Origin of the sequence: Pseudalkalibacillus hwajinpoensis (assembly GCF_015234585.1) — a bacterium.
In the GTDB taxonomy this organism is placed as follows: Bacteria; Bacillota; Bacilli; order Bacillales; family Guptibacillaceae; genus Guptibacillus; species Guptibacillus hwajinpoensis_B.
On sequence record NZ_JADFCM010000001.1, the window covers coordinates 396,234 to 423,059 of the forward strand.

Sequence of the window (26,826 nt, forward strand, 5' to 3'; positions counted from 1 at the left end):
CTAATGGAACAAGTTGTTTGAATCGTATGGTTGTTAAATTAGTTCAAAATAAGATTCATTTCCATATATTTTCAAAACAATGATTAGTAAAGAAAATTGAAGGAAAAGAGAGAATAAGCCTTTAATTATCTAATTGTAATAGAAAAATAACACTTGTGTTTTATATAAAAAACACTATAATAGCATTAAGTTCATTAAAAAGAACGAAATAGTGGTTGTTTGTGTATGACTGATCTTGAAAGGGTATTTATAGCAAATCCTGGTTTCACGATCAATTTTTTTGTTAGTGTGTTCTTTTTAAAGAACGGATTATACTAAAAGTGAATGTTAACAATGGATGGAGGCAGTGATGGAAGAAAAGTTGAATTTAAGAGACTTGTATAGAATGGTCAAAAAGCATCTTGTCATGATCGTGGCGATCACTATTGTGGCGATGGTGATTAGTGGAGTTGTTTCGAAATTTGCTATTACGCCAATTTACCAGTCATCAACACAGATTCTAGTAAACCAAGCTGATTCAGAAAATATTTTTGATGTGAATGTTGTGAAATCAAATCTTGAATTAATCAATACGTATAGTGTCATTATGAAAAGCCCGCTTATCTTAGAAAAAGTTATTAAGGAACTTGATCTAAATCGAGATTTTGAAGTTCTATATGAACAAGTAGCTGTTTCGAGTCAAGAGGATTCACAAGTTGTTGTCATTTCAGTTGAGGATGAAAATCAAGAAACAGCAGCCAATATCGCAAATTCGATCACCAAAGTATTTGAGAGTGAAATTAAAAAAGTAATGAAAGTCGATAATGTAAACGTTTTGTACCCGGCAATGGTTAAACCAAATCCCGAACCCATTAAACCTCAGCCAGCTTTAAATGTTGTGGTTGCAGGACTAGCAGGTCTATTTCTTGGGATTGGCATTGCTTTTACAAGAGATTATTTTGATAACACTATTAAAACAGAAGCAGATATTGAGAATAAACTTGGACTTCCAGCATTAGGTTCGATTACAACGATAAACGAAACTGGAATTACGTCAACTGTAGCGCAAATGAAAACAAAGAAAAAGGACGTGGGAGGTAAGATGAGTGGTTCATAAAAAACATAACGAACAACGAAGTCATAAGCTTGTAACCCATCTAAATCCTAAATCACCAATATCAGAACAGTATAGAACAATTCGTACAAATATACATTTCACTTCTATTAACGAGACTATGCAAACTTATATGGTCACATCCCCCATGTCTGGTGAGGGAAAAACAACTACAATTACCAACCTTGGTGTTGTAATGGCGCAACAAGAGAAGAAAGTATTAATCGTTGACGCAGATACAAGGAAGCCCTCAGTCCACTATTCTTTCCAAAGACATAATACAAAGGGACTGACCAATGTATTAACAAGCCAGCTTTCGCTTAGAGGAGCTGTCATATCTACAGCTGTTCCTAACCTTGATATATTGACAAGCGGACCAATTCCTCCGAATCCTTCTGAATTACTAGCTTCACCACAAATGGAACAACTTCTTAAAGAAGCTTGTCGGCATTACGATATTGTATTGGTAGATACACCGCCAGTATTAATCGTATCTGATGCGCAAATCATGGCCAATCGATGCCACGGTTCTATTTTAGTTGTTAACAGTGGAAAAACGGAGCTGGATTCGGCCAATCAGGCGAAAGAAGCACTAGTGCACGCGAAGGCAAAATTATTAGGTGTAGTGTTAAATCGCAAAAATAAGCGTAGGGACAAAACATTTTATTATTACGGTCCACAATGATAACGTCCTTTTTTCTAAGTTGTTGTTCTCTTTGGAGAATACAAACAACCTAGATGAAGAACGGTTCATATATATTTATATACAGAAAGGGGCGCGAATATGAAGCTTGTATTGTTATCTGGAGGGTCTGGAAAACGATTGTGGCCATTATCGAATGATTCAAGATCTAAGCAATTTCTAAAAGTACTTAAGAATCGACAGGGTGGCATGGAGTCTATGGTTCAGAGGGTATGGAAGCAACTTAAAGCAGTGAATTTAGATGAATCAGCCTTTGTGGCAACGAGTAAGAGTCAGGTTGATATGATTCAAAATCAGCTTGGTGGGAGCGTTCCTTTGATAATCGAACCAGAGAGAAGAGATACATTTCCAGCTATTGCATTAGCCGCAACATATTTATATTCGATTGCCGGTGTAGGATTGAATGAAGTAATCGGTGTACTTCCGGTTGATCCGTATGTGCACGATAATTTCTTTCGTAAGGTGAAAGAATTAGAAGAGGTGCTGAAGAAATCGGATGCGGAACTTGCGTTGTTAGGGGTGGAACCAACCTATCCTTCCTCAAAATACGGGTATATTATTCCAGAGCTTCCTCAAAAACCAGGTACTAGCGGTCTAACTGTAAGTCATTTTAAGGAAAAACCATCTGAGACTGAAGCGGAAGGGTTAATCCAACAGAAAGCCTTATGGAACTGTGGTGTTTTTGCTTTTAAACTGGATTACATTATCAATTTGCTTGTTCAAAAAGGGCTTCCTATTCATTACGAAGAACTTTCCAAACAATATAGTCGTCTCTTGAAAACAAGCTTTGACTATGAGGTGGTAGAAAAAGCTGAGAAGATCATCGCTTTACCATACTCAGGGAGTTGGAAAGATCTTGGCACGTGGAATACTCTGACCGAAGAAATGTCTACTCTACAAATTGGAAAAGGGAAAATTTGTGATGAATCATCAAACACGCATATTGTAAATGAACTTGATATCCCTGTTACAGTTCTAGGTATCCAAAATGCAGTCGTTGCCGTCAGTCCTGATGGTATTTTAGTAACAGATAAATCATCGAGTCCTCGAGTAAAGGATTTAATTAAAGATCTGGTGCAGAGGCCAATGTTTGAAGAACGACGATGGGGGTGGTATAGGGTCCTTGATCATGTAACTTATTCTGAAGGGAATGAAGTGCTTACCAAGAGAATTGGTGTTTTCGCTGGGAAAAACATTAGTTACCAAAGACATGGACGGCGAAGTGAAGTGTGGACAATTCTAAAGGGAGAAGGACTATTTGCCATAAATGATGAAATTCGCTTAGTTAAAGCGGGAGATGTTTTAGAAGTACCAGTGGGTAGTAACCATGGTCTTAAGGCGCTATCAGATATGGAATTTATCGAAGTTCAAACGGGAATTGAATTGGTCGAAGAGGATATTGAGCGCCTCTATCTCACATGGGAAGATATAGAAGCTCATTGTGAGTTTTCAAGGTAATGAGAGGAGTCATGCATGGTTGTTCTTTAATAAGAACGATCGTGCATGTGTAATCTATCAAGCTCTTTCCAATTTACAAGTAGGAGGATGGTAAATCAGTGGCTAAGTCTAATTTTGAAATGGAAGCGGTGAAATCCTTTCCGACTCCTGAACAGGTGAAACCCGTTCAGTTATCACCAGGATACTATGCAGTCAAGCGACTCACGGATATAGTTGCTGCACTGATTGCCCTTATTCTACTATCACCCTTACTCGTCATACTAATGCTGACGTATATTTTTGATCCAGGGCCAATTCTTTTCAAACAACGAAGATACGGAAAGGAAGGAAAGTTATTTTATATCTACAAATTCCGTTCGATGGTTAGGGATGCTGAACAGGTGTTGAGAAGTGATGAACTTCTTTATCAGAAATATGTAGAAAATAACTTCAAACTCGGGCCTGAAGAGGACCCACGAATTACAAGAATAGGTCGCTTTATGAGAAAGACCAGTCTAGATGAAATACCACAGCTACTCAATGTATTAAAAGGTGAGATGAGTCTAGTTGGTCCGAGACCAATTGTAAATGAAGAACTTCAGGAGTATGGCACTAAACAGAATGTGTTTCTCTCGGTAAAACCAGGAATGACAGGATATTGGCAAATTAGTGGAAGAAGTGCGGTGGGGTACCCAGAGCGTGTAGATGTTGAATTGTTCTATGTATATAACCAGTCACTTAAACTGGATCTGAAAATTATATTAGGAACGTTTACGGCCGTTCTTAAGCGTAAGGGCGCTTATTAAGTAAGAGGAATTAAAATTATACTAATGAGGTGAGCGGAATATGAAAGGCATTATACTCGCTGGTGGAACGGGGTCTCGTTTATATCCATTAACAAAAGTAACGAATAAACACTTATTACCTGTTGGGAAATTCCCAATGATTTACCACTCTATTTACAAGTTGAAGGAAGCAGGAATTGAAGACATCTTAATCGTTACCGGGCGAGAACATATGGGTGACGTCGTGAATTTACTAGGCAGCGGAGCAGAATTCGATGTTAGCATCACTTACCGCGTTCAAGATCAAGCAGGAGGCATTGCGGAAGCCCTAGGGTTAGCGAAAACCTTTGCACATAATCAACCCATGGTCGTTATTCTAGGAGACAATATATTTCAGGATAGTATTTCATCTTATGTTCAAAGCTATATCACACAAGGCGAAGGTGCAAAGTTGTTAATTAAAGAAGTAGAAGATCCCGAGCGATTTGGTGTTCCAGAAATTATTGGAGATTACATTGTTTCAATAGATGAGAAGCCAAAAGTTCCGAAATCTAAATATGCCGTAACGGGCATTTATATGTTCGATTCAAGTGTATTCGATATTATCGATACCCTTATTCCATCCGGAAGAGGTGAGCTTGAAATTACGGATGTGAATAATGCTTATATTGCTCGAGGGGCGTTAACATTTAATACGCTTGAAGGGTATTGGACAGACGCAGGTACACATGCTTCACTTGCAAGAGCTAATCTTCTTGTACAGAATATTGACTTCAGCCCACTTTTTGGAAGAGAAACGGCTTTAATTAAGTAGAGGTAAGAAGGAGTATATGATGAGAAGAGACTGGAATAAAACGCATTATTGCTATTTTCTATGGCCGAATAATTTTTTGAGAAGTTGTGTGAAATGATGGACATTCATGAAATAAAGCAAGCAGAGTCTTTTGATCAACCTGTCAAAAAAATCATGGTTTTAGGAGCAGGGGGACAGGTGGGAAAAGAGTTTGTGCGTGTGTTGCGAACATTACCTTATGAAGTTTTTTTCTATACGAGAAATGAGCTTGATATTACTCAATATGATAGTGTCCTGAAGAAATGCAAAGAGGTTATGCCTAATATAATCGTGAACTGCGCTGCTTATACAAATGTGGATCAAGCAGAATGGGAGCAAGAACTTGTCTTTGAGGTTAATGAGAATGCTGTTAAGCGATTAGCAGAAGTGACAAGAGAAATAAATGCAGAGCTTGTTCATATCAGCACAAATTATGTTTTCGATGGGGAGTCAAGAGTACCTTATACAGAAGACGACCTTCCTAATCCGGTTAACATTTATGGCAGAAGTAAACTTGCTGGTGAAAATGCGATAAAGAAAACACTCGAAGCTCATTACATTATTCGAACCTCCTGGGTATACGGGTGTGCGGGGGATAATTACTTTGTGAATCTATTAGAAGCCGCGAAAATACAGGAGACGATCGGTATAGTTGATGTTCAGGTTAGTAGTCCAACATATACAGAAGATTTGGTTTATACAGTAGTGAAATTGATGGAGACAAAAAAATTCGGCACTTATCATATGACTAACAGTGGCTCGTGTTCTCGATATGAATTTGCATCAGCTGTATTAGAGTTGGCAGGTAAAGAAAAGAAGCTTGAACGCATTATACCAGATCAGCTAATGGCAAAAAGACCGGCGTATTCAGTGCTCAATCATGAGCAGTTGAGGCGAGCTGGAATGGCACCTCGACGTTGGAAAGAGGCTTTGTCGGCTTGTATGACAGCTAAAATGGGGGACATAAATGGTGATCAATAGTAAAAAGTCTGTGGCCATTATCTTGTTGAATTGGAAAAGTTATGAGGATACTTCAGAATGTCTGAAGTCATTAGAAAAACTCGACTACGAGCCTTTTCATGTATACATTGTGGACAATCTATCGGGCGACGGTTCTTATGAGAAACTCATCCAAATATATGAAAACAATGGTTTTTCAACTAATGTAACGTTTATACAATCTGGTGGAAATCTCGGTTTTGCTGGTGGAAATAATAAGGGTATTAAGCAAGCTTATGAAGATGGGTACGAGTACATCTGGCTGTTAAATAACGATACAACAGTCGATGAACTTGCTCTTCAACCGCTGATTGACGTTATCGAAAACGATAAACAGATTGGAATAGTAGGATCAAAGATTTACTTCGCTGATACTGGCCTACTTTGGTTTGCTGGTGGGGAGGTTAATTGCTATTCGGGTTCAACTCATCACATTGGTTATAAGGAAAAGGATCATGGACAATACGATGAAGTGAAGCTTGTAAAATACATTGTGGGATGTAGTCTTTTATTCAGAAGAGAATTAATTGATTCAATTGGTTATCTAGAGGAAGATTACTTTCTTTATTACGAAGATACTGATTGGAATATTCGAGCAGCCAGAAATGGATGGAAAGTCATTTATGTACCACAGTCTATTGTTTACCATAAGGTTTCAAGTGCATCTTCTTCTAAAGAAGTAGCACCTTTCTTTGCTTATTATAATATTCGAAATGCATACTTGATGATACTTAGGAATGAAGGGTTTCTTGCGAGATTTAGTGCTTTTCTTCATGTACTGTGGAAGGTATTTGAATATCATGTCCGTGTAATTGTAAAGAACCAAGATAGTAAGCGGAGACGAAGTAGTTTAATTATGCAGGGAGCTCTTGATGGTTTTCGAGCGAGATCAGGTAAGAAGGACCTCCGTATGAAATTAAAAAATGGATAGGGCGTGGAGAGGGGCAAGAAGGAAATATGAAGAAGTGGTTGATGGCAAGTATTACGATCTTATTGCTGATAGTTGGGGGTTATCTCTTTTTGCAAGAAGACAAAGGGCAGCGTACTCCACCAGTTAGTGCAGATGTTGGCCAAGATGTAGTAAAAGAACCAGATCGTATTAATGTTCAAGATTACGGTGCCAAAGGCGATGGGAAAACAGATGATACTAAAGCGATACAAAAGGCGATCAATGATGGCGCCTATTTATTTTTTCCTGCGGGTACTTATTTAATATCTGAAACAATCGTACTTGATCATCATAAAGTTCATGGTTCTGGTATGGAGAACACAGTACTTATGAGTAAAGCAGATGCCCCTATTTTTAAGGTGCAAGGATCTTTTACTAACATTGAAGATATGACTCTTCAATATGAAGGCTGGTATCAAGAGGAACACCCTGATCGAAATGCGATTGTCTTTGATGGTGAGATCGGTCATTCTAATTTTGAGAATTTGAGACTCATTTCTGTATATAGAGGCTTTTATATTCTTCCTTCTAGCGAGAAAGAAAATCATGCTTTCTCATTAAATCTACGAAATATCTATGTGTTTAACTATGCAAAGAATGCGCTACATTTCATGCCATCTACTGGTGGACTTTCAGGTAGTGTGATGGAGAATATCTATACGCACAATGGTCTTCGAGATGATCGTTATGATGAGAATGTTATTCCATATGTGTTCGATCATTTCTCTGAGGTCACGCTTATTCAACTTAATGCGGAATGGTCAGATATCTCGACTGCTTTCCAGATTAATGACAGTAGAAACGTCGTGATGATTAGTCCTCACATCGAAGGTACAGATTTGTATGAAGATGGTGTTTATTTTGATGTGCATAATTCTAACGTAAAGATAATGGGAGCTGACTTAATTAATAATGCTGTGCACTCAGACAGTGCTATATTTAAAGCTTACGGTAATTCGAGCTTGTCAGTCGATGGCGTGCATACAAGGGACACTAACCAGGAGAAGGGAGCACTCTCCATTTTTAGAACCGTAGGGGAAGAAAATAATTCTGCCTATATTGATCGATTCATTGGAGATATAGAGAAAGTCGGGGCATTGAATGGCCTTGTAAATAATGATGGAACGCCAATATTGAAGCGTTACAATGATCAACAGTTCTATGAGAAAATTGGTGTTCACAACGAGAGTAAACTACCTATACCTTCAGAAGCGATGCGAGGAATGGTTGTATTAGTTGAAAACAACCAAAAGGATGAACTTTATATTTGTGTAAAGGATGGAAACGTATATAAGTGGGAGTTACTTAAATAGGTTTTGTTCTATATAAAGTACAACGGGGCGTAAATTAGATCAATTAGGAGTATTTTAAAGAAAAATAAGGATAATATGACTTAAATCCTTGAATATCATACTTTATCAATCTTTACATTATTAGTATAATTTACTCAATCGTTCAATATAAAGAACAACAGCTGAGGTATTCATATTTTGGGAGTAAGAGAAGAGGTGAAGGACATGGAGTTAGATGATAATAAAATCACATCAGAACGTTTTTTACTTCTTTTCCTCCTTGTATTATTGGTATTTGTCCAGCGTTTGGGAATTACTATAAGTGGAATGGTGATTCCCTTGCTTTTTTGTATAGGCATGCCGATCATACTGCTTCTATTCTTATTCAATCGGCTAGTCGTTGATCCTAAGAAGTTCTTTTTGTTCGTTATAGCGCTTGTTTGTGTATTAGTATCAAGTGTCTATTCGATGTTCTTTACTTCAACTTTTAGTCTAAACTCTCTCTTATTCTTGTTAACTTTCTACCTACCAATCATTTTTGTTTATCGCGACAGGAAACAATTCTTCTTTTTGCTAAAGAGTTTTCAAACGGTAATGGTGATGATCACTGTGATAGGTATATTTCAGTTTCTATTTCAATTTGTTGGAGAGTTTATTGACCCTTTTGAAAGTTTGCCACCAACGCTTATGCTACAAGGCTACAATACACATATTCCGCTTGTGTTTGGGTCTCCAATCTTCAAATCACATGGAATGTTCCTTCTTGAGCCTTCCTTCTACTCGAAATTCATAGCAACAGCTATCATTATTGAATTTTTTTATTTCAAAAGGATGAAGATCATTTTGCTCTTTGTTATAGGGATGCTATTTGGCTTTTCGGGGACCGGGATTATTCTCTTACTCCTAGCGGGAATCCCAATTTTACTACAGATGAAGATGAAGCAGCTTTTACCACTAGCGATTCTTTCTTTAATTCCTATTATATTTTTTCTTTCGAGTGAGTTTGGAGAATTGATGATTGGAAGGTTGGATGAGTTCACACAACCAGAAAGTAGTGCATATATTCGGTTTGTAGCACCTTATCTTGCATACGCGGAATTTATACAGTTAAAAACCTTCGCGACGATCATATTTGGAACAGGTCCAGGTACGATTGATATCTTTCAGGGGATTAACTATACATTCAACGAAGCGATTCCTTTAAAGCAAGCGCATAGTATAGCATTTATCAAATTATTAATAGAGTATGGGCTTCTTGGAGGAACGGCGTTTATTCTGCTAATTGTCTATTCTTTCTTCGCAAATACACATAACAAAGTCCTAGCATTCTGTATGTTTGTCAATTATGTCATTTTATCAGGTGCCTTACTTGAAGCTGTAACATTCTACCTTTGCTACATCATCGGGATAATGTTCACAGCGGAAGGAGTGGCAAATGCTGAAGAAGTAACACATATGAAATCTACTTCACAACAATCGCTACACACCCTGTACTTAATCGATCAAAGGAGGTAATGATATGCGCATAATGGTGCATGACTATGGTGGTTATTCTTTTCCAATCCAATTAAGTAGAGCCCTCTCTGAACGAGGACATGATGTACGACATGTTTATTCAAAATCAGTTCTTGCTCCTCAAGGATCGCTTCAACGGAAACAAGGTGATCCTGAAAGTTTAACATTTAAAGGCATTTCGCTTTCTTACATAATTGATAAACAGTCCTACATGAAAAGACGAAGACAGGAAATTGAATATGGTAGGCTATTGGCCGAAGAAGTCAAGGCATGGAAGCCTGATGTTGTTTTGTCAGGTAATACCCCCCTCGATACGCAGAAGCTTCTAATGAAACAATGTCATGCACTGGAAACGAATTTTGTTTTTTGGATTCAAGATCTGTATGGAGTAGCTGTGAATCGAATTTTACGTAAGAAACTTCCGATTATCGGAAGTATAATCGGAAGTTATTATGTAAATCTTGAGCGCTCCCTTCTTCGGAATAGTAAGGACATTATTTTGATTACTGAAGACTTTAAACATCAGATGAAAGAATGGAAGGTGAGAGAAGATAACCTTCATGTCATTGAGAACTGGGCTCCTCTTGAAGACTTGCCAATTCGGACTAAGCAAAATGATTGGGCGAAAAAGCATAAGCTAGATCAGTCAAAATGCATTGTTTACTCTGGCACTCTTGGAATGAAACACAATCCTTCTCTTCTTTTGGATCTATCTGTTCGTTTTAAGGAACAAAAAGATGTGAAGGTGGTAGTTGTATCAGAAGGTGCAGGGGCGGATTGGCTGAAGAAAAAAAAGCTAGAGATGGGACTGGATAACTTACTCATTCTTGGCTTCCAGCCTTTTGATCAGGTAGCGAATGTTCTAGGAACAGCTGATTTACTTGTAGCTGTACTTGAACCTGATGCTGGTTCGTTTTCTGTTCCTTCTAAAGTATTAACCTATCATTGCTCAGGGAAACCGATGCTACTTAGTGTACCTGGAACGAATTTGGCAGCGAAGATTGTAAAGAGGCAAGGATCAGGGAAAGTGGTAGAGCCGTTTGAAACGGAGGAATTTGTAAATCAAGCAGAGCATTTGATTCGAGATGACATCGCTCTTAAGAAGATGGGGAGAAATGCAAGAGCATATGCAGAAGAGGCTTTTGATATTAAGAGAATTACCGATAAGTTTGAATCTGTCTTCGGGTAACTTGAGTTAATCCAGAGGAAGCGGTGGTTGTTTTGTCAGAAAGGATTACTAGTGAAAGCTTGTTTTATAAATATAGAGAACGTGTATCTCAGAAAGGGGGAAGTGAGTGATGTTGCAGCAGCTAATGGAAAGAATGATGGACAATCCAATAGCAAAGCGGTTGTTAAGTCACGGAGTATGGGCTATGGCAGGGAAATTTGGAACGGTTTTTCTTAGCCTGCTCGTAAATTCACTGCTTGCGCGAATTCTTGCCCCTGATGAGGTAGGGATTTATTTTCTTCTTTTCAGTGTTGTGACATTTGGTAGCTACATAGGGATGTTGGGGCTGAGACAGACGATTGTTAAAATGCTTGCAGAGAATTTGGACGATCCTCATCGAGTAAAGCTTCTAGTAAAACGAATCTTGAAAATCGCTCTTTGTGGAGCAGGTGGATTTACAATTGTCTTCGCTATTTTCTTTCAATCGATAGCTGAAGCAGTGTTTAACATAAACCTCGTTATGCCAATTGTTGTTTTGGTTGCCGTTTGGATCTTGATCGATATTTTTCAGCAGATTATCTCGGAAGGTTTCAGAGGATTTCATAATATTAAGCTCGCTTCGATCTTCGGAGGATTTCTTTCAAGTTTAACTCTAGTTGTGAGTTTGTTTGTCATCTATTTTCTCGGTGAAACACGATTAATAGTTGTCGTCGCTCTCATGGTTGTTTCGTTACTAACAAGCGTTAGCATTGCAAGCTGGCTTTTTAAACGCCAGGTGACTAGAGTGAAAAAAACGTATTCTGGAATCACGCTTCCCTCCGTCGATACGATTTCGTACAAAGGTATTCTTGGTGTTTCTGTTCCATTATTAATTTTCACTATAACGGCATTCTTTTTGTATCAATCAGATTTATGGATCGTTGGGGCCTTCGGAACGGAGGAAGAGGTAGCGATTTATGGAGCCGCTTTTCGTCTCGTCTTAATTGTATCAATGCCAGTGGTCATTGCTGATATGATTACGCCTCCTTTAATTGCCCAGATGAATGCCCAGAATAAATTAAAAGAAATTGAAGGAACGTTAAGAAACGTATCGACTATAGCGAGTATTCCTGCTATTGCTGTGATCGTTGTCTTTATCGCTTGTGGTCAACTTATTCTTGGTTTAATCTTTGGGGAATTTTACAAGAGTGGGGCGGTTATTCTCTCTATCCTCTGTATTGGACAACTATTCAATGTCATCGGTGGTTCAAGTGGTTCAACTCTTATGATGACTGGCAATCAGAAAGCGATCATGATTATTACCCTTATCTCAAGTTTCCTCATGATCGTGGGAAGTATTATCGCCGTTCAGAAATATGGTCCGGCAGGAGTGGCCGTCGTTAAATCAGCGGGCTTGCTCGTTCAAAACATTCTAATGATCATTGTTACAAAAAGGAAGTTGGGCATCTGGACACATATTACATGGATTACGAGGCTATCCCTTCCGAATGGGAAAGAAAGTTATAAAGTTGAGCGCGAAGCAAATTAAGGAGAGGGGAGTGGACAGAATGAGGGTGCTATTTCTGAATGGTGATCATCCCTGGGAAGGACAGGATGGTTATTATAAGCTGACCAGACAGATTTTGGATATGATTAGTGTTCAGCATGAGGTTCATTTACTTGCCCTAACAGGCAGTGAAGAAATTGCAGGAGGGAAGAAACATCCCCTCGCTTCATTAAATGTTCTATTTAAAGTAAGAAAGAACAAGAAAGCATCTCAGATTCGGTCAGTAATTAGTCGAGAGTCAATGGTGACATGGCAGTTTAAACACAAAGATCTGCTGGATAAAGTGAACAAGCAGATTGATAAATTACAACCAGATTTGATTATCTTTAATCATATCCGCAGTGCCTGGCTTGCCCCTTTAATCAACAGTTATGCCCGTAAAATCTATATTGCTCATAACGCGGAAGCACATGCGATTGGTTCTATTTCAACAAATGAAACGGGTCTAATGAAGCGAATTACGAAGCTTGAGTCAGGGAAATTAAGAAAACTTGAAAGTGATATTCTCGAAGGCATTGATACGTGTGTTACGTTAACGGCTGAAGATCAGGAGCGTTTAGCATTGTTATGTCCCAACTTAAACTTTGAAGTTATTCCTCCTCCAATCACGATGCCTTCTTTGAAAGCGACCATTCGTAAACCTAACCTTCTGCTAGTCGGGAGTTATAAATGGTATCCCAAACGTAAGAATGCCCTATGGCTTGCGGAAGAAGTACTGCCTAGAGTAGCAAATGTATACCCTGGCATTACTCTAAAGTTTGTTGGAGAGGGAGCCTCATTGCTTGAGGATGAGATTGGTAAGAAGTCAACGATCGAGTATTACTCAGATGTTCCTGAAATCGCGCCTTACTTAGCTAATGGCGATATCTTTCTTGTACCCGAGCGCCAAGAAGGTGGAATAAAAATAAAGACACTCGAAGCAGCAAGCTATGGTCTTCCGATTGTAGCGACTAAAGCGGGTATGGAAGGTTCTACATTAATTAATGGGAAAAACATTTTGCAAGCAAATACTGCCCAGGAGTTTGCGGATCAGATTACTTATTTGCTTCAGCATTCAGATGAAACAACTAGAATTGCGAGCGAAGCCCATATGGCCATTAAAGAATCGTTCCAAGCTTCTCATATACAACAGATGTATGAAGAACTTCTCCAAAGCCATCGTGTTTTAGAAGTCGTCCGTTAATCATCTAGCAATTAATACAAGGGTTATCGCTCATGGTAAAGGAGTAGATGAAAGGGTCACTATTAGAGTGGAGGAGATAGTGTGAAACCCGGACATGAAAAGCTTGTTGAGCGTATGGGGGGAAGGAAAAATCAGTTTGATATTATTCGTTTCGTAGCAGCTTCACTCGTCGTGGTCACACATGCGTATGCTACATCGCTAGGTCATGAAGATACAGAACCATTCATGCTAGTAAGCAGTGGACAATCGACTCTTGGATATTTGGCCGTTCTAGTCTTCTTTGTGACAAGCGGTTTTCTAATTACAATGAGTTTTGATAGGGCTTCTTCACTTGTTTACTTCTTAAAAGCAAGGATATTACGTATTTTCCCTGCACTTTTGATCATTGTTTTATTTACTGTCTTTCTACTTGGTCCACTGATGACATCGATGGATGTAAGAGAGTACTTGAGTCAACAAGAGACCTATCACTATTTAAGAGCAATAGCGCTATGGCCTATGCCTTATGAGCTGCCAGGTGTTTTTGAAGGGAATGTAAATCAAGCAATAGTCAATGGTTCACTCTGGACACTTGCTTATGAATTTCTGTTCTATCTAGTTGTAGCTATGCTGGGAATAATGGGGATATTAAAGAAACGAGTTCTTATTTTGACGTTATTCGTCATAACCGTTCTCCTATCGAACTTCTCCCTTCCTATTGGGGGACAAACGGTTGAATTATTCTCAGCTTTCTCTAGCGGAATGATCTTTTACCTTTATCGAAAAGAAATACCATACCACGGTGGTTTAGCACTAATTTCACTCGTGATACTTGGGTTAACGGTTCAATTCGGAGAATTCACCATAGCCTTTCCAATTTTCGGCGGATATCTTACTTTCTATCTAGCCTATATGAAAAGCAACCATTTATTTAAATTTGGTAAATATGGAGACTTTTCTTATGGAATCTATATTTACGGCTATCCAATTCAGCAGGTAGTAACAAAGCAGTTCGGCGGGAGTATGGATCCATACGTCAATCTCCTTATCTCTTATCCGATTATTCTACTCTTTGCCTACTTATCCTGGCATATCGTTGAGAAACGATCGCTGAAATGGAAGCATCGTAAAGTCGGACTTTTAAAGAAAGAAACAGTCGTTCAGCATCTTTAGCGCAAACAAAATAGACACTTCAATGAACTAAGATAAGAGCAAGATGTAACATGAAAGTATAAGAGCAAAGGGGTGGCGACATGCGTAAGGAAGATCGAATTTTTGTAGCCGGACACAGAGGGTTAGTTGGATCAGCGATCGTAAGACGGCTTGAACAGGCAGGATATAATAACTTAGTTAAAAAGACAAGTAAAGAACTGGATCTTCGTAATAAACACGATGTTGATCAATTCTTTCAAAACGAAACCATTGATATCGTGTTTCTAGCTGCTGCAAAAGTAGGTGGTATCGTCGCCAACAACGATTATCCGGCAGATTTTATAAGAGATAATTTGCTAATTCAGACAAATGTCATCACATCAGCATTCGAGGCTGGCATTACTAGATTGCTTTTTCTTGGGAGCACATGCATTTATCCAAAATTTGCTCCGCAACCAATGAGGGAAGAATATCTACTCACTGGGGAACTAGAGGAAACAAATGAACCGTATGCTATAGCCAAAATAGCCGGTATAAAGATGTGTCAGTCGTATAACCGCCAGTATGGAACGAACTATATTTCTGTTATGCCTACGAATTTGTATGGCATCCATGATAATTTTGACCTGCAAAGTTCTCATGTTTTACCTGCTTTACTTAGGAAATGCCACGAAGCAAAGGAGAGTGGCAATCCAACAATTGAAGTATGGGGATCTGGGAAACCACGAAGAGAATTTCTTTACAGTGATGACCTTGCAGATGCATGTGTCTATCTCATGGAAACGTATGAAGGAAATGAGATCGTAAACATCGGTGTAGGAAAGGATATTTCTATTTCTGAGCTTGTTGAGAAAATAAAGGGCGTTGTTGGATATGAAGGAGAGATTGTTTATAATACTGGCAAACCAGACGGCACCCCAAGGAAGCTTGTGAATGTAACGAAGCTTCAATCACTTGGTTGGCAGGCTTCTACTTCGCTTGAGGATGGACTAAGTGAAACATATCGCTGGTATCTAGAAAACTATGAAACGCTTGCTATTAACTAAATGGGGGGATCACTATGAAAAAAGCATTGATTACTGGAATCACGGGTCAGGACGGGTCTTATCTAGCAGAATTTCTTCTAAGTAAAGGGTATGAAGTATACGGAATGCGTCGTCGCACGAGTACACCCAACTTCCAAAATGTTGAACTGATTAAAGACCAAATTCAATGGATTTCTGGTGATCTAACAGATCTTCCCTCGATGATTGAGGCAGTACGAGAAGCCGATCCAGATGAAGTCTATAACTTAGCTGCCCAATCATATGTTGCTGCTTCTTGGCCTCAGCCTTCTCTAACCTCACAAGTGACAGCTCTTGGAGTGAACAACATTCTAGAAGCTGTAAGAATCGTTAAACCTGAAGCGCGATTTTATCAGGCTTCAAGTAGTGAAATGTTTGGAAAAGTGTTAGAAACACCTCAGAAAGAATCAACGCCTTTCTATCCAAGAAGCCCATACGGTGTTTCAAAAGTGTACGGACATTGGATTACCGTGAATTATCGTGAAAGCTTTGACATGTATGCATGTTCAGGTATTCTTTTCAATCATGAATCACCGAGACGGGGGCATGAATTTGTAACACGAAAGGTAACCGATGCAGTTGCGAGAATCAAACTCGGTTTACAGACAGAGCTTCGAATGGGAAATCTGGATGCGAAGCGGGACTGGGGATTTGCAGGCGATTATGTGAAAGCAATGTGGCTAATGCTTCAGCAAGATGCCCCTGATGATTATGTTATTGCTACGGGAGAAATGCATACAGTCAGAGAGCTAGTTGAAATTGCATTTTCACAAGTTGATCTTGATTATCATGATTATGTCGTGCTTGATCCTAAATTTGTTCGACCAGCGGAAGTAGATCTTTTGCTCGGTGATTGTACAAAAGCGAAGCTGAAACTAGGTTGGGAGAAAGAAGTGAGCTTTGAGCAATTAGTTCAAATGATGGTGGAAGAAGATTTGAAACGAGTAAAAGCTGAACTAGCTTATCAGGAAGCTTATCAGGGGCAAAGCGAAACGAGTGTTTCAAATTCCCTTGTGCTATAAGTAAAGTACAAACTAAACAAAGGAGTTGAGCCTAATTGGCACAACTCCTTTGTTCTATATCATTAAGTTACTGTGTTCATCACGATCTTCGCCCACCCAAACAATGCGATCCAGAGAGGAATACTTAATGAGACGCCCCATACCATGCCTTTAGCAAAATTGCCTTCTTCCTGGTAATGCATATGCTCATCCCCTTTGACTGAAAGTCCATCCGGTTAAGGCAGGGTGACTTTCATCTATCATACATGAAAACGCAATCATAATCTGTCGTTCTACGAAAAAGAATCAGGCGTGTTTTGGTTCATTTTGTTTAAACCCTCTTACTAGAGTATACCCCGTTTAAGCAATTGATATACCGGTTAATAGAATGTAGAGAAGAAGCGCTAAATAAATTTACAGATAATTAACAATCATTCTATGGAAATTACTTGAAAACGGTGGTATAATCGCCAAATAGTTTACTAGAAAACGGAGGATTTGGAATGAAAGGGAAAGAGAATCAAAACCCGATGTGGGATGAATTACAGCAATTTGTGCAGCAGGTTGAGGGAGAAGCGAAGCAGGCAGGCGAGGCGAAGCCTTACATAGACCAGATTCGAGACATCCTATCAAAGAACATGTCACTATCAAAACTAGAAATAGAATAGCAGAAAGAAAGCCTCTTCCATTTCAATAGGAAGAGGCTTTCTTTTACTAATAAGCTAGCTAATTTCGAGATGGTTCTTCAACTTCTGTGTAATCGACTGCTTCTCCTGATCAGATACAATGTAATACCAGAGACCGTCAATCATCTCACCGCTGCCATCAATTTCGAATGTCTCCATGTTATTACGTGCGCCCTTATAGTTCTTGAATATATCATTCATTTCTTTGAACGTCATGTTCGTCTTGACGTTGCTGCCGACGGCTTCAAGCAGGTCGTCGATTTTATTAATGCTTCCAACGTTAGCGCCTTTGTCGATAATCGCCTTAATGATTTCACGCTGACGATCGTTTCGACCAAGGTCACCTTTCGGATCTTCGTAGCGCATGCGAGAGAAAGCGAGAGCTTCGTCTGCATTTAAGCTTACTTCACCTTTAGGGAAGGTGTAGCCACCGTAGTCGAACGCAAATGGATTGTCTACTGTAACGCCATTCAATGCGGATACCACATCTTCAAATGCTTCCATGTTTACTTTAAAATAATAGTCAATCGGAACATCGAGGAAATTCTCAACTGTATCCATTGCCATTTCAACGCCACCGTATGCGTAGGCGTGGTTCATTTTTTCAACTGTACCACGACCGATAATTTCCGTTCGCGTATCGCGTGGGATATTGAACATGATCATTGAATTGTCATTTGGGTTTACTGTAATCATGATCATTGTGTCGGAGCGCCCCTGATCATTCTCTCGTTCATCAACACCCATTAAGAGAATCGAGATCGGGTCTTTCTCCTTCGTCTCTACTTTATCCGCTCTTAGTGTAGAGGTTTCACGGCTAATGGGCTCATGCATGTCGCTTGCTGTGTCTTTTACGGAGTCATATAAATAATAGGCGTATCCGCCACCTGCTAGTACAAGAACACCAAGAATTACACCAACGATGATAAGGAACTTCTTCATTTTACATTCCAGCTTTCCATAGAGTAGTTGTCTGTTTGAAAGGTTAAAAGTCTATCTTTCATTATAAGTCGAACTATTTTGCAAAGTAAATACCTACCAGAAAATGATCAGCTCGAGATGCACAAAGTTGAAGATTATGGTAACATCATAAAAAGACGTTCTTCAAAAAGAACATGCCGGTTTCTATAAAACAATGAATAGAACATGCTACAGCAAAGAAAGGGGAATGGGGAAATGATTGATATCCACTGTCATATCTTACCCGGAATCGATGATGGCGCCCAAGAGTTAAAGGATAGTCTTGAAATGGCACGTCAGGCACAATCGCAGGGCATTACCCAAATTGTCGCAAGTCCTCACCATAAGAATGGAAGCTATGATAACAACTTGCAAGACATTCTGACGGAAGTAAATCTACTAAACAAAGAACTAGTGAGGGAAGGAATCGATCTAGAGATTCTTCCGGGTCAGGAAGTGAGAATATACGGAGAGATGGAAGAGGATCTTGATGTGGATCTTCTTACCGTTAACAATTCAGGGGTTTACATGCTAATTGAATTTCCATCAAGCCATTTGCCGCGCTATGCAAACAAGCTTCTGTTTGATCTTCAGCTAAAAGGGATCGTTCCCATTATCGTTCATCCTGAGCGAAACCGTGAGATCATGGAGGATCCATCCAAACTCTATCGTTTGATTAAAGAAGGCTCGCTTAGTCAGGTAACGGCATCGAGCGTAATGGGGAGAATGGGAAAGAAGATTAAGAAGTTCTCGCTTGATTTGCTTTCTCATAACCTGGCTCACTTCATCGCTTCCGATTCACATAACACGACAACGAGGCCGTTTGATTTAAGGGACGCTTATGAAACGGTTGAAAAAGAGTTAGGGACATCTTTCCGGTACATGATTCAAGAAAATCCAGAGGATATGATCAAAGGGAAGATGATCGACAAGGACATTCCGGAACGAATCAAAAAGAAAAAAGTTCTTGGACTGTTTTAATAGCGAAAAAACACGAAAATCCGCTTGTTTAAAAATGAGCGGATTTTTCTTGTGAAGAAATTTCGTTATTTTTTTGTAAAGAAAGCGTTTTCTTCGACAGTGTTCGACACTGTTCTATGTATCTATCTTACTATTTAAGGGTTTAATGGTTTTAACGTAAAAAAAACCCTAAATTTTACTGATTTTCTGTGTTATAGTAAAACCTGTAATTCTTTCTGTACCAAAATAAATTACGATTGCGTTGGAGGCACCTTATGGAAGAAACGATTAGTTTAAAGGAAATATTTGAAGTACTTAAGAAACGTCTTGCACTCATTCTACTTATTACTCTACTCGCTACAGCTACGAGCGGTGTTGTCTCTTATTTCTTTCTTACCCCAATTTATGAAACTTCAACCCAAATTCTAGTAAATCAAAAAGCTGATTCCGAAAATGGATTTGACTATAACCAAGTTAAAACAAACGTGGAGCTTATTAATACATATAGCGTCATTATTAAAAGTCCAACGATTCTTGACGATGTAAAAGAAGAACTTTCATTAGATATGACAACAAGTGCGCTTAATAACAAAATTTCAGTAAGCAATGCGCAAAACTCTCAAGTTGTTTCATTATCTGTTACAGACCCTGATCCTGCTGTTGCGGTTGATATCGCGAATAAAACAGCAAGCGTATTTGAAAAAGAAATTAGTAACATCATGAACGTCGATAACGTTAGTATTCTTTCAAAAGCTGGTTTTGAAGGCACGCCTTCTCCAGTGAATCCAAATCCGGTCTTGAACATGGCGATCGCATTCGTCGTTGGTTTAATGGTTGGTGTTGGACTAGCATTCTTACTTGAATACCTGGATAACACGATTAAATCTGAGGAAGATATCGAGAAAGTCCTTGGCGTTCCTGTACTTGGAACAATCGCCGTCATTGAAGACAAAGAAGCAGGCATCTCCAAGAATAAAGGCAAAAAGTCAGTAAGGGGTGAAGCAGTTGAGTCGTAAAGAGCGCGGAGCTGTTAAAGTTGACAAGGAAAGAAGTCTTTTAACGCACCAAAATCCAAAGTCACCAATCGCCGAGCAATACCGTACGATCCGTACAAATATTCAATTTGCTTCTGTTGAAGAAGATATGCGCACGATCATGGTAACCTCTTCTGGCCCAATGGAAGGGAAGTCTACAACGATCGCGAACCTTGGTGTTGTGCTCGCGCAACAAGGAAAAAAGGTTTTGATTGCTGATACGGATCTTCGTAAACCAACAGTTCACTATACATTCCGCGTGATGAACACAAGAGGATTAACAAATGTGCTTACGCGTCAAGCGGAGTTAACGGATGTTACGACGGCAACAGAAGTACCGAATCTAGACGTGCTAACAAGCGGTCCAGTTCCACCGAATCCATCTGAACTTCTTGGTTCAAAAGCAATGGATGCACTAATACAAGAAGCACTTACGCACTATGACATTATACTCTTCGACTGTCCTCCAGTACTTGCGGTGGCAGATTCGCAAATTATTGCGAATAAAGTTCAGGGAACAGTGCTTGTCATTAGTAGCGGAACGACCGAACGAGAAGCAGCGGTAAAAGCAAAAGAACGACTTGATTCAGCTAAGGGGAAGCTGCTTGGGGTTGTGCTTAACCGTAAGAAGATGAAAGACGGTAGCTATTATTACTACTACGCACAGAAATAAATAGGAAAATACTTCTTTAGAGAAGTATTTTTTTGGGAGAATAGCGTGACTTAAGATGTGCGCCTTAAGTCACCTTAAGCGTTTATTAAAAGGGGGAGTGGTGAAATGAAGGGGACGGATCAATTGCCAAAGTCGATTCGAAAAGCCATTCGGTATATTAAGCAAGATGCTCCAGATCAGAAGCTGCTAGAAATTCAGGGATTATTGAACAGATCCATTGAAGAGCGTATGACAAAATCAAAAGTGGGGTGCAAGTAAATGACTTATCGAAAACGGTTATCGTCGTTAATCGTGATAGATTCATTGATTGTAGCTTTTGCGATTTTTATTAGTAGCTTTCTTCTTAATTATCATGATTTTTTATCATCAAAACCGATCATAGCTAGCTCGATTGTACTTTTACTTGGTCATCATTTCTTTTCATACTATTACAAGCTATACAAACGAGCATGGCAGTATGCGAGTATCGGGGAGCTAGTCGTTATATTCCGGGTCGTGACGTTCTCGATCGCTCTAGCAGCATTAGCACAATTCGTTATGCTACAGGATATATACTTCAGAGCGTTAGCGATCACGTGGATGATTCATATGTTACTCATCGGAGGCTCACGCTTCGCCTGGAGAATGTTCCGAGATACGTATATGAATACGAAAAATAAGAAGAAGCGCGTACTTGTGATCGGCGCTGGCTCAGCAGGGCGGATGATCGTTAGGCAGTTAAGGCAAAGTGTTGATTCTGACTTGAATCCAATTGGCTTTATCGATGATGATATCAGAAAGCAGAACTTAGAAATCATGGGTGTTCCTGTTCTTGGCTCAACAGATGATATCGAAGAACAAGTGAGAAAGCTTGAAATTGATAATATCGTCATTGCGATTCCCTCTCTCTCTAAAGGTGAGATGAAGCGCATTTACGAAGAATGCTCGAAAACAAAAGCGAAGACGCAAATCATTCCAATGATTGAAGACTTAATGACTGGTAAACTGTCGATCAACAGCTTTCGTGATGTGAAAGTAGAAGATTTATTAGGCCGCGAGCCGATTAAATTGGATACGGACAATATCGCTGAAACGCTCACTGGAAAAACAGTTCTCGTTACAGGTGCTGGCGGTTCCATCGGTTCTGAAATCTGTCGCCAGGTATCGAAATTCAATCCAGATCAAGTTGTTCTACTCGGTCACGGTGAAAACAGCATTTATACAATTGAAATGGAACTCCGCAATACATACGGTGACACCATTACGTTCATTCCAGTGATTGCGGACGTACAGGATCGTGAGCGTCTTGGCGAAGTGATGAAAACGCACTGTCCGAATGTTGTGTATCATGCGGCAGCGCATAAACACGTACCTTTAATGGAAGCAAACCCGCATGAATCGGTGAAAAATAACGTTATCGGAACGAAAAATGTTGCCGAAGCCGCAAGCGATGCGGACGTTGATACGTTCGTTATGGTATCAACAGATAAAGCCGTTAACCCAACAAGTGTCATGGGCGCAACAAAGCGTCTTGCGGAAATGATTGTCCAACAGATGGACAAGATCAGCGCGACACGATTCGTAGCCGTTCGTTTCGGTAATGTACTTGGCAGTCGTGGTAGCGTCATTCCACTCTTTAAGAAGCAAATTCAAAAAGGTGGACCGGTTACCGTCACGCATCCGGATATGGTTCGTTACTTTATGACCATCCCTGAAGCGTCAAGACTAGTGATTCAAGCTGGCGCAATGGCAAGAGGCGGAGAGATTTTTGTTCTTGATATGGGTGAGCCGGTTAAGATTGTGGATCTCGCGGAAAATCTTATTAAACTGTCCGGTTACTCGGTTGATGAGATTGGGATTAAGTTTGCCGGTGTGCGACCAGGTGAGAAGTTGTATGAAGAGCTTCTTGGTAAGGATGAGGTTCATGATGAGCAGATTTATCCTAAGATCTATGTTGGGAAGTCGATTAATGCGGATTTGAGTGTAGTGATGGATTTTGTTGGGCGGTTTGAGGATATGGATAAGTTGGGTGTGAGAGAGAGGGCTTTGGATATTGCGCATAATCGGGTTGGTTCTGAGGAAGAGTTGGTGTATGCGAAGTGATCTTCTCTTTCTGATTTTTAACTAGTAATTTTATGTAGGTGTTGAGTACTTTCAGATTCCTGTACTTAACACCTATAACATTGAGGAGTTAAGTGTGATTAAAAGGAAGATAGACAAAATAGTGGGTTACTTGGTTAGTTGCTAGTTTGATAGAAAAACTATCTTAGAACTAGCATCTACCCAACTAGCTGACTTAAAAGGAGAGTTAACTATGTATATGAAGGTTAAGAGAGTTATGGATATTGTTCTTTCTTCATTAGGAATTGTGATATTATCACCGGTTTTTATCGTTTTAATTATTGCAATCAAGGCAGAATCGAAGGGGCCGGTACTATTTAAACAAAAACGTGTCGGTATTCATAAAAAGCATTTCAATATATTGAAGTTCCGTACGATGAGAATTGATACACCTAAGGACACTCCTACTCACTTATTAGAGAATCCGGAACAGTATATTACAAAAGTCGGGAAGTTTATGAGAAAGACAAGCTTGGATGAACTTCCGCAGATCTTTAATATATTTGCTGGTCAAATGGCAGTGATTGGACCTCGTCCAGCGCTTTGGAATCAGTATGATCTTATTGAAGAGCGTGATAAGTATGGGGCTAATGATGTTCCGCCTGGGTTGACTGGGTGGGCACAGATTAATGGGAGAGATGAGCTGGCTATTGAGGTGAAGTCAAAATTGGATGGGGAGTACATTGAGAGAATTGGTTTTGGGATGGATGTTAAGTGTTTTTTTGGTACTCTAATAAGTATTATTAAGAGTGATGGAGTTATTGAAGGTGGTACGGGTAACATGGTGGATAAAGAAATTGCTAGTACGAAGGAGAGCTCTTCCAAATGAAGACGATTCTAATTACAGGAGTTAACAGTTATATAGGTTTAAGCTTTAAGCAATGGCTGGAAAACTACCAAGGTCAATATATAGTAGAGTCAATTAGCTTACGAAACGATGCATGGAAGACAAAAGACTTCTCAAAGTATGATGTTGTTTATCATGTAGCTGGAATAGCACATATTAAGGAAACGAGAGAAAACGCTAATCTATATTTTAAGGTAAATCGAGATTTGACTAGTGAACTAGCACTTAAAGCAAAAAATGAGGGTGTCAAACAATTCATATTCGTGAGTTCTATGAGTGTTTATGGAATTGAGAGTGGTGTAATTGATGAAAAATCTCCTCTTAAGCCAAAAAGTAATTATGGAATGTCTAAGCTACAAGCTGAGAAAAAGATTAAAATGTTAGAAAATGATTTTTTTAAAGTTGTAATATTACGCCCGCCCATGATTTATGGTAAGGATTGCAAAGGGAATTATAATAAGTTAGCAAAAATCGCTCGAAAATTACCTTTCTTTCCAAATATAGAAAATAAACGTAGCATGATATATATAGATAACTTATCCGAACTCGTAAGATTGCTAGTTGAGAATTCTAATAGCGGTTTATTTTTTCCTCAGAATAAAGAATATGTCTCTACTTCAAAAATGGTTAAACTTATAGCAGATAATCATAAAAATAAGATTAGATTTACAAGATTATTTAATCCTTTGTTAAAGCATAACAGGGTTAGCATTATTAATAAAGTGTTTGGGAATCTGGTATATGAGAAGCAGATGTCTGAAGTAAATATGAAATATCAATTATATGACTTAGAAACTTCAATTCCTCTAACTGAAAGGGGGCACTTAAAATGAGTACTATAAAAACTGAGGGTAATTTTATAAGCATTATTATGCCTTCATATAATTGTGAAAACTTTATAGAAGATGCTATTAGGTCTGTAATAGAACAAACATATAAACAATGGGAATTAATAGTAATTGATGATGGATCTGTAGACAATACAAATAGAATAATAGAAAAATTATCAAATACAGATAGTCGTATTAGATTCTATATAAATGATGAAAATCAGGGCGTATCAGCTACAAGGAATAAAGGCCTATCACTTGCAGTCGGTGATTGGATTGCTTTTTTAGATAGCGACGATATGTGGGAGAAAACAAAACTTGAAAAACAGATGCTTCACGCACGAAATTCAAAGTCTGAGTTTTTATTCACAGGATCCTCTTTTATTAACGAATCTGGAGAGTATTATCAAGGTGAATTTAAGGTTCCAGAATTGGTTGACTATAGAAAATTGAAAAAACATAATGTGATTTCTTGCTCATCAGTTCTTATTAAAAAGCGGTATTTTGATGATGTTAAAATGGAAAATGACGATATACATGAAGATTATGCAGTATGGTTAAAGGTTCTTAAATCTAATACAGTTGCTCATGGTATTAATGAACCGCTCTTAATATATAGAATTTCTCGAAAATCTAAATCAGGAAATAAAATAAAAACTATAAAAATGACATATAAAGTTTACCGGTTTATAGGGATAAATCCAATTAGTTCTTTATATTATATGGTAAGTCACATTTTGGGATCAATTAAAAAGTACAAAAAAATCAAATTTAATTGATAAGGTTGTATATTACATCTTACATATTGAAAAATTGTAATGTTTATCTGAATAATTCTCTTTGATAATAGTTAATTTTAATTAGATATTACTTTGAACCGAGCATAAAAATTATTATCAATCACTTAGAGTTTTTCAAGAATACATATATAAACTAGTTTTTTTATGTGAATTATTAATTAAAGTAGGGATAAATAATGGAAAAGCAAATTTTTATTTGTGGTAACTTTGGTTATGAAAATAACCAATTAGATGGACAAACAATTAAGACTAGAGTTTTAAAAGAAGAGTTAGAGAAACGTATCAATACTAATATTGTTTTTACAGACACATCTTATATAAAAAAGAATCCAATTTCAGTACTAAAAGACATTTTTAAAAAATTCATAAGAAGTTCACATATTATTATTATGCCTGATAGCAGAGCATTAAAGGTGTTACTGCCATTTTATATACTTCTTAATAATAAAAAAAGGGATATTAGATATGTAGTAATTGGTGGTTGGTTACCTAGCTTTTTGGAAGCAAACAGCATTTATCGGATTTTATGCGCGAAACTTAACGGTATATATGTAGAAGCAAATGAAATGAAGAACAGGATGGAGAAAATAGGATTAAATAACATTAAAGTGTTGCCTAACTTCAGAGACTTTAGTGTTGAAAAAAAACAGAAAAAAGGAAAACACCTCCCGTTGAGACTTGTTTACTTTTCAAGAGTGATAAAGGAAAAAGGTGTGGAATTAGCAATAGCAGCTATAAATGAACTAAATAAAAAAGAAACAGTAGTTATGTTAGATATATTTGGGCCGCTAATTGAAGAATATAAGCCTGATTTTCTAGAGATAATGAAAAATCAAGGTAAAGAAATAGAATATAAAGGTTATTTAGAGCCTGATGAAATACACGAAAAATTATCTGAATATGATGCCATGATACTTCCTACATACTTTTCATCTGAAGGTTTTCCAGGGGCAGTGATAGATGCTTACATTTCAGGTCTTCCGGTATTAGCTTCTGATTGGAAATATAATAAAGAGTTTGTTATTGATAATTACACAGGTTTAATATTCAAAGTAAAAGACATTGAAGATATAATCAAAAAAATCGAAATAATATTAACAAACTCTAATTTACTCGAAAGCTTAAAAGAAAATAGTTTGAAGCAATCCTTAAAATATCATGTAGATTTTGTAATTCCAGAAATAATAAAAGATATGAATATAGATAAAACATGAATTAACTGGTATTAGTTGTACAAA

At 38.3% G+C, this 26,826-nt stretch carries 26 protein-coding genes; 25 read left to right on the forward strand and 1 reads right to left on the reverse strand.

Features of this window, described 5'->3' with window-relative positions:
• The first annotated feature begins 349 nt into the window (after positions 1-349).
• From IQ283_RS01985 to IQ283_RS02060, 16 genes are all read left to right on the forward strand, one after another.
• Positions 350-1,096 carry a YveK family protein gene (locus tag IQ283_RS01985; protein ID WP_194218485.1) on the forward strand — a complete coding sequence of 249 codons (747 nt, stop codon included), beginning with the start codon at positions 350-352 and terminating at the stop codon, positions 1,094-1,096.
• A complete protein-coding gene (locus IQ283_RS01990) occupies positions 1,086-1,778 on the forward strand; it encodes a CpsD/CapB family tyrosine-protein kinase (RefSeq protein WP_194218486.1) in 693 nt (230 codons plus the stop codon). The genes IQ283_RS01985 and IQ283_RS01990 overlap by 11 nt, the downstream gene beginning before the upstream one ends.
• 99 nt (positions 1,779-1,877) lie before the next feature.
• The gene (locus tag IQ283_RS01995) at positions 1,878-3,254 is read left to right on the forward strand and encodes a sugar phosphate nucleotidyltransferase (protein ID WP_194218487.1); all 1,377 of its coding nucleotides are present in this window, start codon (positions 1,878-1,880) and stop codon (positions 3,252-3,254) included.
• A gap of 98 nt (positions 3,255-3,352) precedes the next feature.
• Positions 3,353-4,039, forward strand: coding sequence for a sugar transferase (locus tag IQ283_RS02000; RefSeq protein ID WP_408962557.1), 687 nt, complete (start codon positions 3,353-3,355; stop codon positions 4,037-4,039).
• Positions 4,040-4,079: 40 nt separating this feature from the next.
• Positions 4,080-4,832, forward strand: a complete 753-nt coding sequence (locus IQ283_RS02005) for a sugar phosphate nucleotidyltransferase (RefSeq protein ID WP_194218488.1) — start codon at positions 4,080-4,082, stop codon at positions 4,830-4,832.
• A gap of 93 nt (positions 4,833-4,925) precedes the next feature.
• Positions 4,926-5,831, forward strand: a complete 906-nt coding sequence (gene rfbD, locus IQ283_RS02010; RefSeq protein ID WP_194218489.1) for a dTDP-4-dehydrorhamnose reductase — start codon at positions 4,926-4,928, stop codon at positions 5,829-5,831.
• Positions 5,818-6,780, forward strand: a complete 963-nt coding sequence (locus tag IQ283_RS02015; protein WP_194218490.1) for a glycosyltransferase family 2 protein — start codon at positions 5,818-5,820, stop codon at positions 6,778-6,780. Before rfbD ends, IQ283_RS02015 begins: the two co-directional genes overlap by 14 nt.
• A 26-nt stretch (positions 6,781-6,806) precedes the next feature.
• On the forward strand, positions 6,807-8,111 hold the full coding sequence (locus IQ283_RS02020) for a glycoside hydrolase family 55 protein (protein WP_242057216.1): 1,305 nt from the start codon (positions 6,807-6,809) through the stop codon (positions 8,109-8,111).
• Between the two features lie 204 nt (positions 8,112-8,315).
• Entirely contained in the window at positions 8,316-9,605 is a 1,290-nt protein-coding gene (locus IQ283_RS02025; RefSeq protein ID WP_194218491.1) for a hypothetical protein, read from the forward strand.
• 4 nt (positions 9,606-9,609) lie between these two features.
• Positions 9,610-10,794: a glycosyltransferase family 4 protein gene (locus IQ283_RS02030; RefSeq protein ID WP_194218492.1), complete on the forward strand. Its 1,185-nt coding sequence runs from the start codon at positions 9,610-9,612 to the stop codon at positions 10,792-10,794.
• A 109-nt stretch (positions 10,795-10,903) separates the two neighbouring features.
• A complete protein-coding gene (locus IQ283_RS02035) occupies positions 10,904-12,301 on the forward strand; it encodes a lipopolysaccharide biosynthesis protein (protein ID WP_194218493.1) in 1,398 nt (465 codons plus the stop codon).
• 19 nt (positions 12,302-12,320) lie between these two features.
• Entirely contained in the window at positions 12,321-13,502 is a 1,182-nt protein-coding gene (locus IQ283_RS02040; RefSeq protein ID WP_194218494.1) for a glycosyltransferase family 4 protein, read from the forward strand.
• Positions 13,503-13,583: 81 nt separating this feature from the next.
• On the forward strand, positions 13,584-14,654 hold the full coding sequence (locus tag IQ283_RS02045) for an acyltransferase family protein (protein ID WP_194218495.1): 1,071 nt from the start codon (positions 13,584-13,586) through the stop codon (positions 14,652-14,654).
• 80 nt (positions 14,655-14,734) lie between these two features.
• On the forward strand, positions 14,735-15,679 hold the full coding sequence (fcl, locus tag IQ283_RS02050; RefSeq protein WP_194218496.1) for a GDP-L-fucose synthase: 945 nt from the start codon (positions 14,735-14,737) through the stop codon (positions 15,677-15,679).
• A 14-nt stretch (positions 15,680-15,693) separates the two neighbouring features.
• Positions 15,694-16,719: a GDP-mannose 4,6-dehydratase gene (gene gmd, locus IQ283_RS02055; RefSeq protein ID WP_194218497.1), complete on the forward strand. Its 1,026-nt coding sequence runs from the start codon at positions 15,694-15,696 to the stop codon at positions 16,717-16,719.
• Positions 16,720-17,201: 482 nt separating this feature from the next.
• Positions 17,202-17,366, forward strand: coding sequence for a hypothetical protein (locus IQ283_RS02060; RefSeq protein WP_194218498.1), 165 nt, complete (start codon positions 17,202-17,204; stop codon positions 17,364-17,366).
• Between the two features lie 54 nt (positions 17,367-17,420).
• Here IQ283_RS02060 and IQ283_RS02065 read toward each other — a convergent pair whose 3' ends face one another.
• A complete protein-coding gene (locus IQ283_RS02065; protein ID WP_194218499.1) occupies positions 17,421-18,326 on the reverse strand; it encodes a LytR family transcriptional regulator in 906 nt (301 codons plus the stop codon).
• A gap of 234 nt (positions 18,327-18,560) precedes the next feature.
• Between IQ283_RS02065 and IQ283_RS02070 the strand changes: the two genes are divergently transcribed.
• The 9 genes from IQ283_RS02070 (at position 18,561) to IQ283_RS02110 (ending at position 26,802) form a co-directional block, all read left to right on the forward strand.
• A complete protein-coding gene (locus IQ283_RS02070; RefSeq protein WP_194218500.1) occupies positions 18,561-19,325 on the forward strand; it encodes a tyrosine-protein phosphatase in 765 nt (254 codons plus the stop codon).
• 254 nt (positions 19,326-19,579) lie between these two features.
• Positions 19,580-20,320, forward strand: a complete 741-nt coding sequence (locus tag IQ283_RS02075; RefSeq protein WP_194218501.1) for a YveK family protein — start codon at positions 19,580-19,582, stop codon at positions 20,318-20,320.
• Positions 20,310-21,011: a CpsD/CapB family tyrosine-protein kinase gene (locus IQ283_RS02080; protein WP_194218502.1), complete on the forward strand. Its 702-nt coding sequence runs from the start codon at positions 20,310-20,312 to the stop codon at positions 21,009-21,011. The genes IQ283_RS02075 and IQ283_RS02080 overlap by 11 nt, the downstream gene beginning before the upstream one ends.
• A gap of 105 nt (positions 21,012-21,116) precedes the next feature.
• Positions 21,117-21,269, forward strand: coding sequence for a hypothetical protein (locus tag IQ283_RS02085; protein ID WP_159785920.1), 153 nt, complete (start codon positions 21,117-21,119; stop codon positions 21,267-21,269).
• The gene (locus tag IQ283_RS02090; protein ID WP_194218503.1) at positions 21,270-23,093 is read left to right on the forward strand and encodes a polysaccharide biosynthesis protein; all 1,824 of its coding nucleotides are present in this window, start codon (positions 21,270-21,272) and stop codon (positions 23,091-23,093) included.
• 211 nt (positions 23,094-23,304) lie between these two features.
• On the forward strand, positions 23,305-23,940 hold the full coding sequence (locus IQ283_RS02095) for a sugar transferase (RefSeq protein WP_194218504.1): 636 nt from the start codon (positions 23,305-23,307) through the stop codon (positions 23,938-23,940).
• Positions 23,937-24,791 (forward strand): NAD-dependent epimerase/dehydratase family protein, encoded by an 855-nt coding sequence (locus IQ283_RS02100; protein ID WP_194218505.1) that lies wholly within the window; start codon positions 23,937-23,939, stop codon positions 24,789-24,791. Before IQ283_RS02095 ends, IQ283_RS02100 begins: the two co-directional genes overlap by 4 nt.
• Entirely contained in the window at positions 24,788-25,567 is a 780-nt protein-coding gene (locus IQ283_RS02105) for a glycosyltransferase family 2 protein (protein ID WP_194218506.1), read from the forward strand. The genes IQ283_RS02100 and IQ283_RS02105 overlap by 4 nt, the downstream gene beginning before the upstream one ends.
• 197 nt (positions 25,568-25,764) lie before the next feature.
• Positions 25,765-26,802: a glycosyltransferase family 4 protein gene (locus tag IQ283_RS02110; protein ID WP_194218507.1), complete on the forward strand. Its 1,038-nt coding sequence runs from the start codon at positions 25,765-25,767 to the stop codon at positions 26,800-26,802.
• Positions 26,803-26,826: the final 24 nt, after the last annotated feature.

Excerpts from the sequence above, each read along its gene's own strand:
- rfbD (WP_194218489.1), top strand. The coding sequence starts at position 4,926 with ATGATGGACATTCATGAAATAAAGCAAGCAGAGTCTTTTGATCAACCT.
- IQ283_RS02060 (WP_194218498.1), top strand. The coding sequence starts at position 17,202 with ATGAAAGGGAAAGAGAATCAAAACCCGATGTGGGATGAATTACAGCAA.
- fcl (WP_194218496.1), top strand. The coding sequence starts at position 14,735 with ATGCGTAAGGAAGATCGAATTTTTGTAGCCGGACACAGAGGGTTAGTT.
- IQ283_RS02110 (WP_194218507.1), top strand. The coding sequence starts at position 25,765 with ATGGAAAAGCAAATTTTTATTTGTGGTAACTTTGGTTATGAAAATAAC.
- IQ283_RS02075 (WP_194218501.1), top strand. The coding sequence starts at position 19,580 with ATGGAAGAAACGATTAGTTTAAAGGAAATATTTGAAGTACTTAAGAAA.
- IQ283_RS02015 (WP_194218490.1), top strand. The coding sequence starts at position 5,818 with ATGGTGATCAATAGTAAAAAGTCTGTGGCCATTATCTTGTTGAATTGG.
- IQ283_RS02105 (WP_194218506.1), top strand. The coding sequence starts at position 24,788 with ATGAGTACTATAAAAACTGAGGGTAATTTTATAAGCATTATTATGCCT.
- IQ283_RS02025 (WP_194218491.1), top strand. The coding sequence starts at position 8,316 with ATGGAGTTAGATGATAATAAAATCACATCAGAACGTTTTTTACTTCTT.
- IQ283_RS02090 (WP_194218503.1), top strand. The coding sequence starts at position 21,270 with ATGACTTATCGAAAACGGTTATCGTCGTTAATCGTGATAGATTCATTG.
- IQ283_RS02035 (WP_194218493.1), top strand. The coding sequence starts at position 10,904 with ATGTTGCAGCAGCTAATGGAAAGAATGATGGACAATCCAATAGCAAAG.
- IQ283_RS02030 (WP_194218492.1), top strand. The coding sequence starts at position 9,610 with ATGCGCATAATGGTGCATGACTATGGTGGTTATTCTTTTCCAATCCAA.
- IQ283_RS01995 (WP_194218487.1), top strand. The coding sequence starts at position 1,878 with ATGAAGCTTGTATTGTTATCTGGAGGGTCTGGAAAACGATTGTGGCCA.
- IQ283_RS02005 (WP_194218488.1), top strand. The coding sequence starts at position 4,080 with ATGAAAGGCATTATACTCGCTGGTGGAACGGGGTCTCGTTTATATCCA.
- gmd (WP_194218497.1), top strand. The coding sequence starts at position 15,694 with ATGAAAAAAGCATTGATTACTGGAATCACGGGTCAGGACGGGTCTTAT.
- IQ283_RS02040 (WP_194218494.1), top strand. The coding sequence starts at position 12,321 with ATGAGGGTGCTATTTCTGAATGGTGATCATCCCTGGGAAGGACAGGAT.
- IQ283_RS02095 (WP_194218504.1), top strand. The coding sequence starts at position 23,305 with ATGTATATGAAGGTTAAGAGAGTTATGGATATTGTTCTTTCTTCATTA.
- IQ283_RS02065 (WP_194218499.1), bottom strand. The coding sequence starts at position 18,326 with ATGAAGAAGTTCCTTATCATCGTTGGTGTAATTCTTGGTGTTCTTGTA.
- IQ283_RS01985 (WP_194218485.1), top strand. The coding sequence starts at position 350 with ATGGAAGAAAAGTTGAATTTAAGAGACTTGTATAGAATGGTCAAAAAG.
- IQ283_RS02020 (WP_242057216.1), top strand. The coding sequence starts at position 6,807 with ATGAAGAAGTGGTTGATGGCAAGTATTACGATCTTATTGCTGATAGTT.
- IQ283_RS02085 (WP_159785920.1), top strand. The coding sequence starts at position 21,117 with ATGAAGGGGACGGATCAATTGCCAAAGTCGATTCGAAAAGCCATTCGG.
- IQ283_RS02100 (WP_194218505.1), top strand. The coding sequence starts at position 23,937 with ATGAAGACGATTCTAATTACAGGAGTTAACAGTTATATAGGTTTAAGC.
- IQ283_RS02070 (WP_194218500.1), top strand. The coding sequence starts at position 18,561 with ATGATTGATATCCACTGTCATATCTTACCCGGAATCGATGATGGCGCC.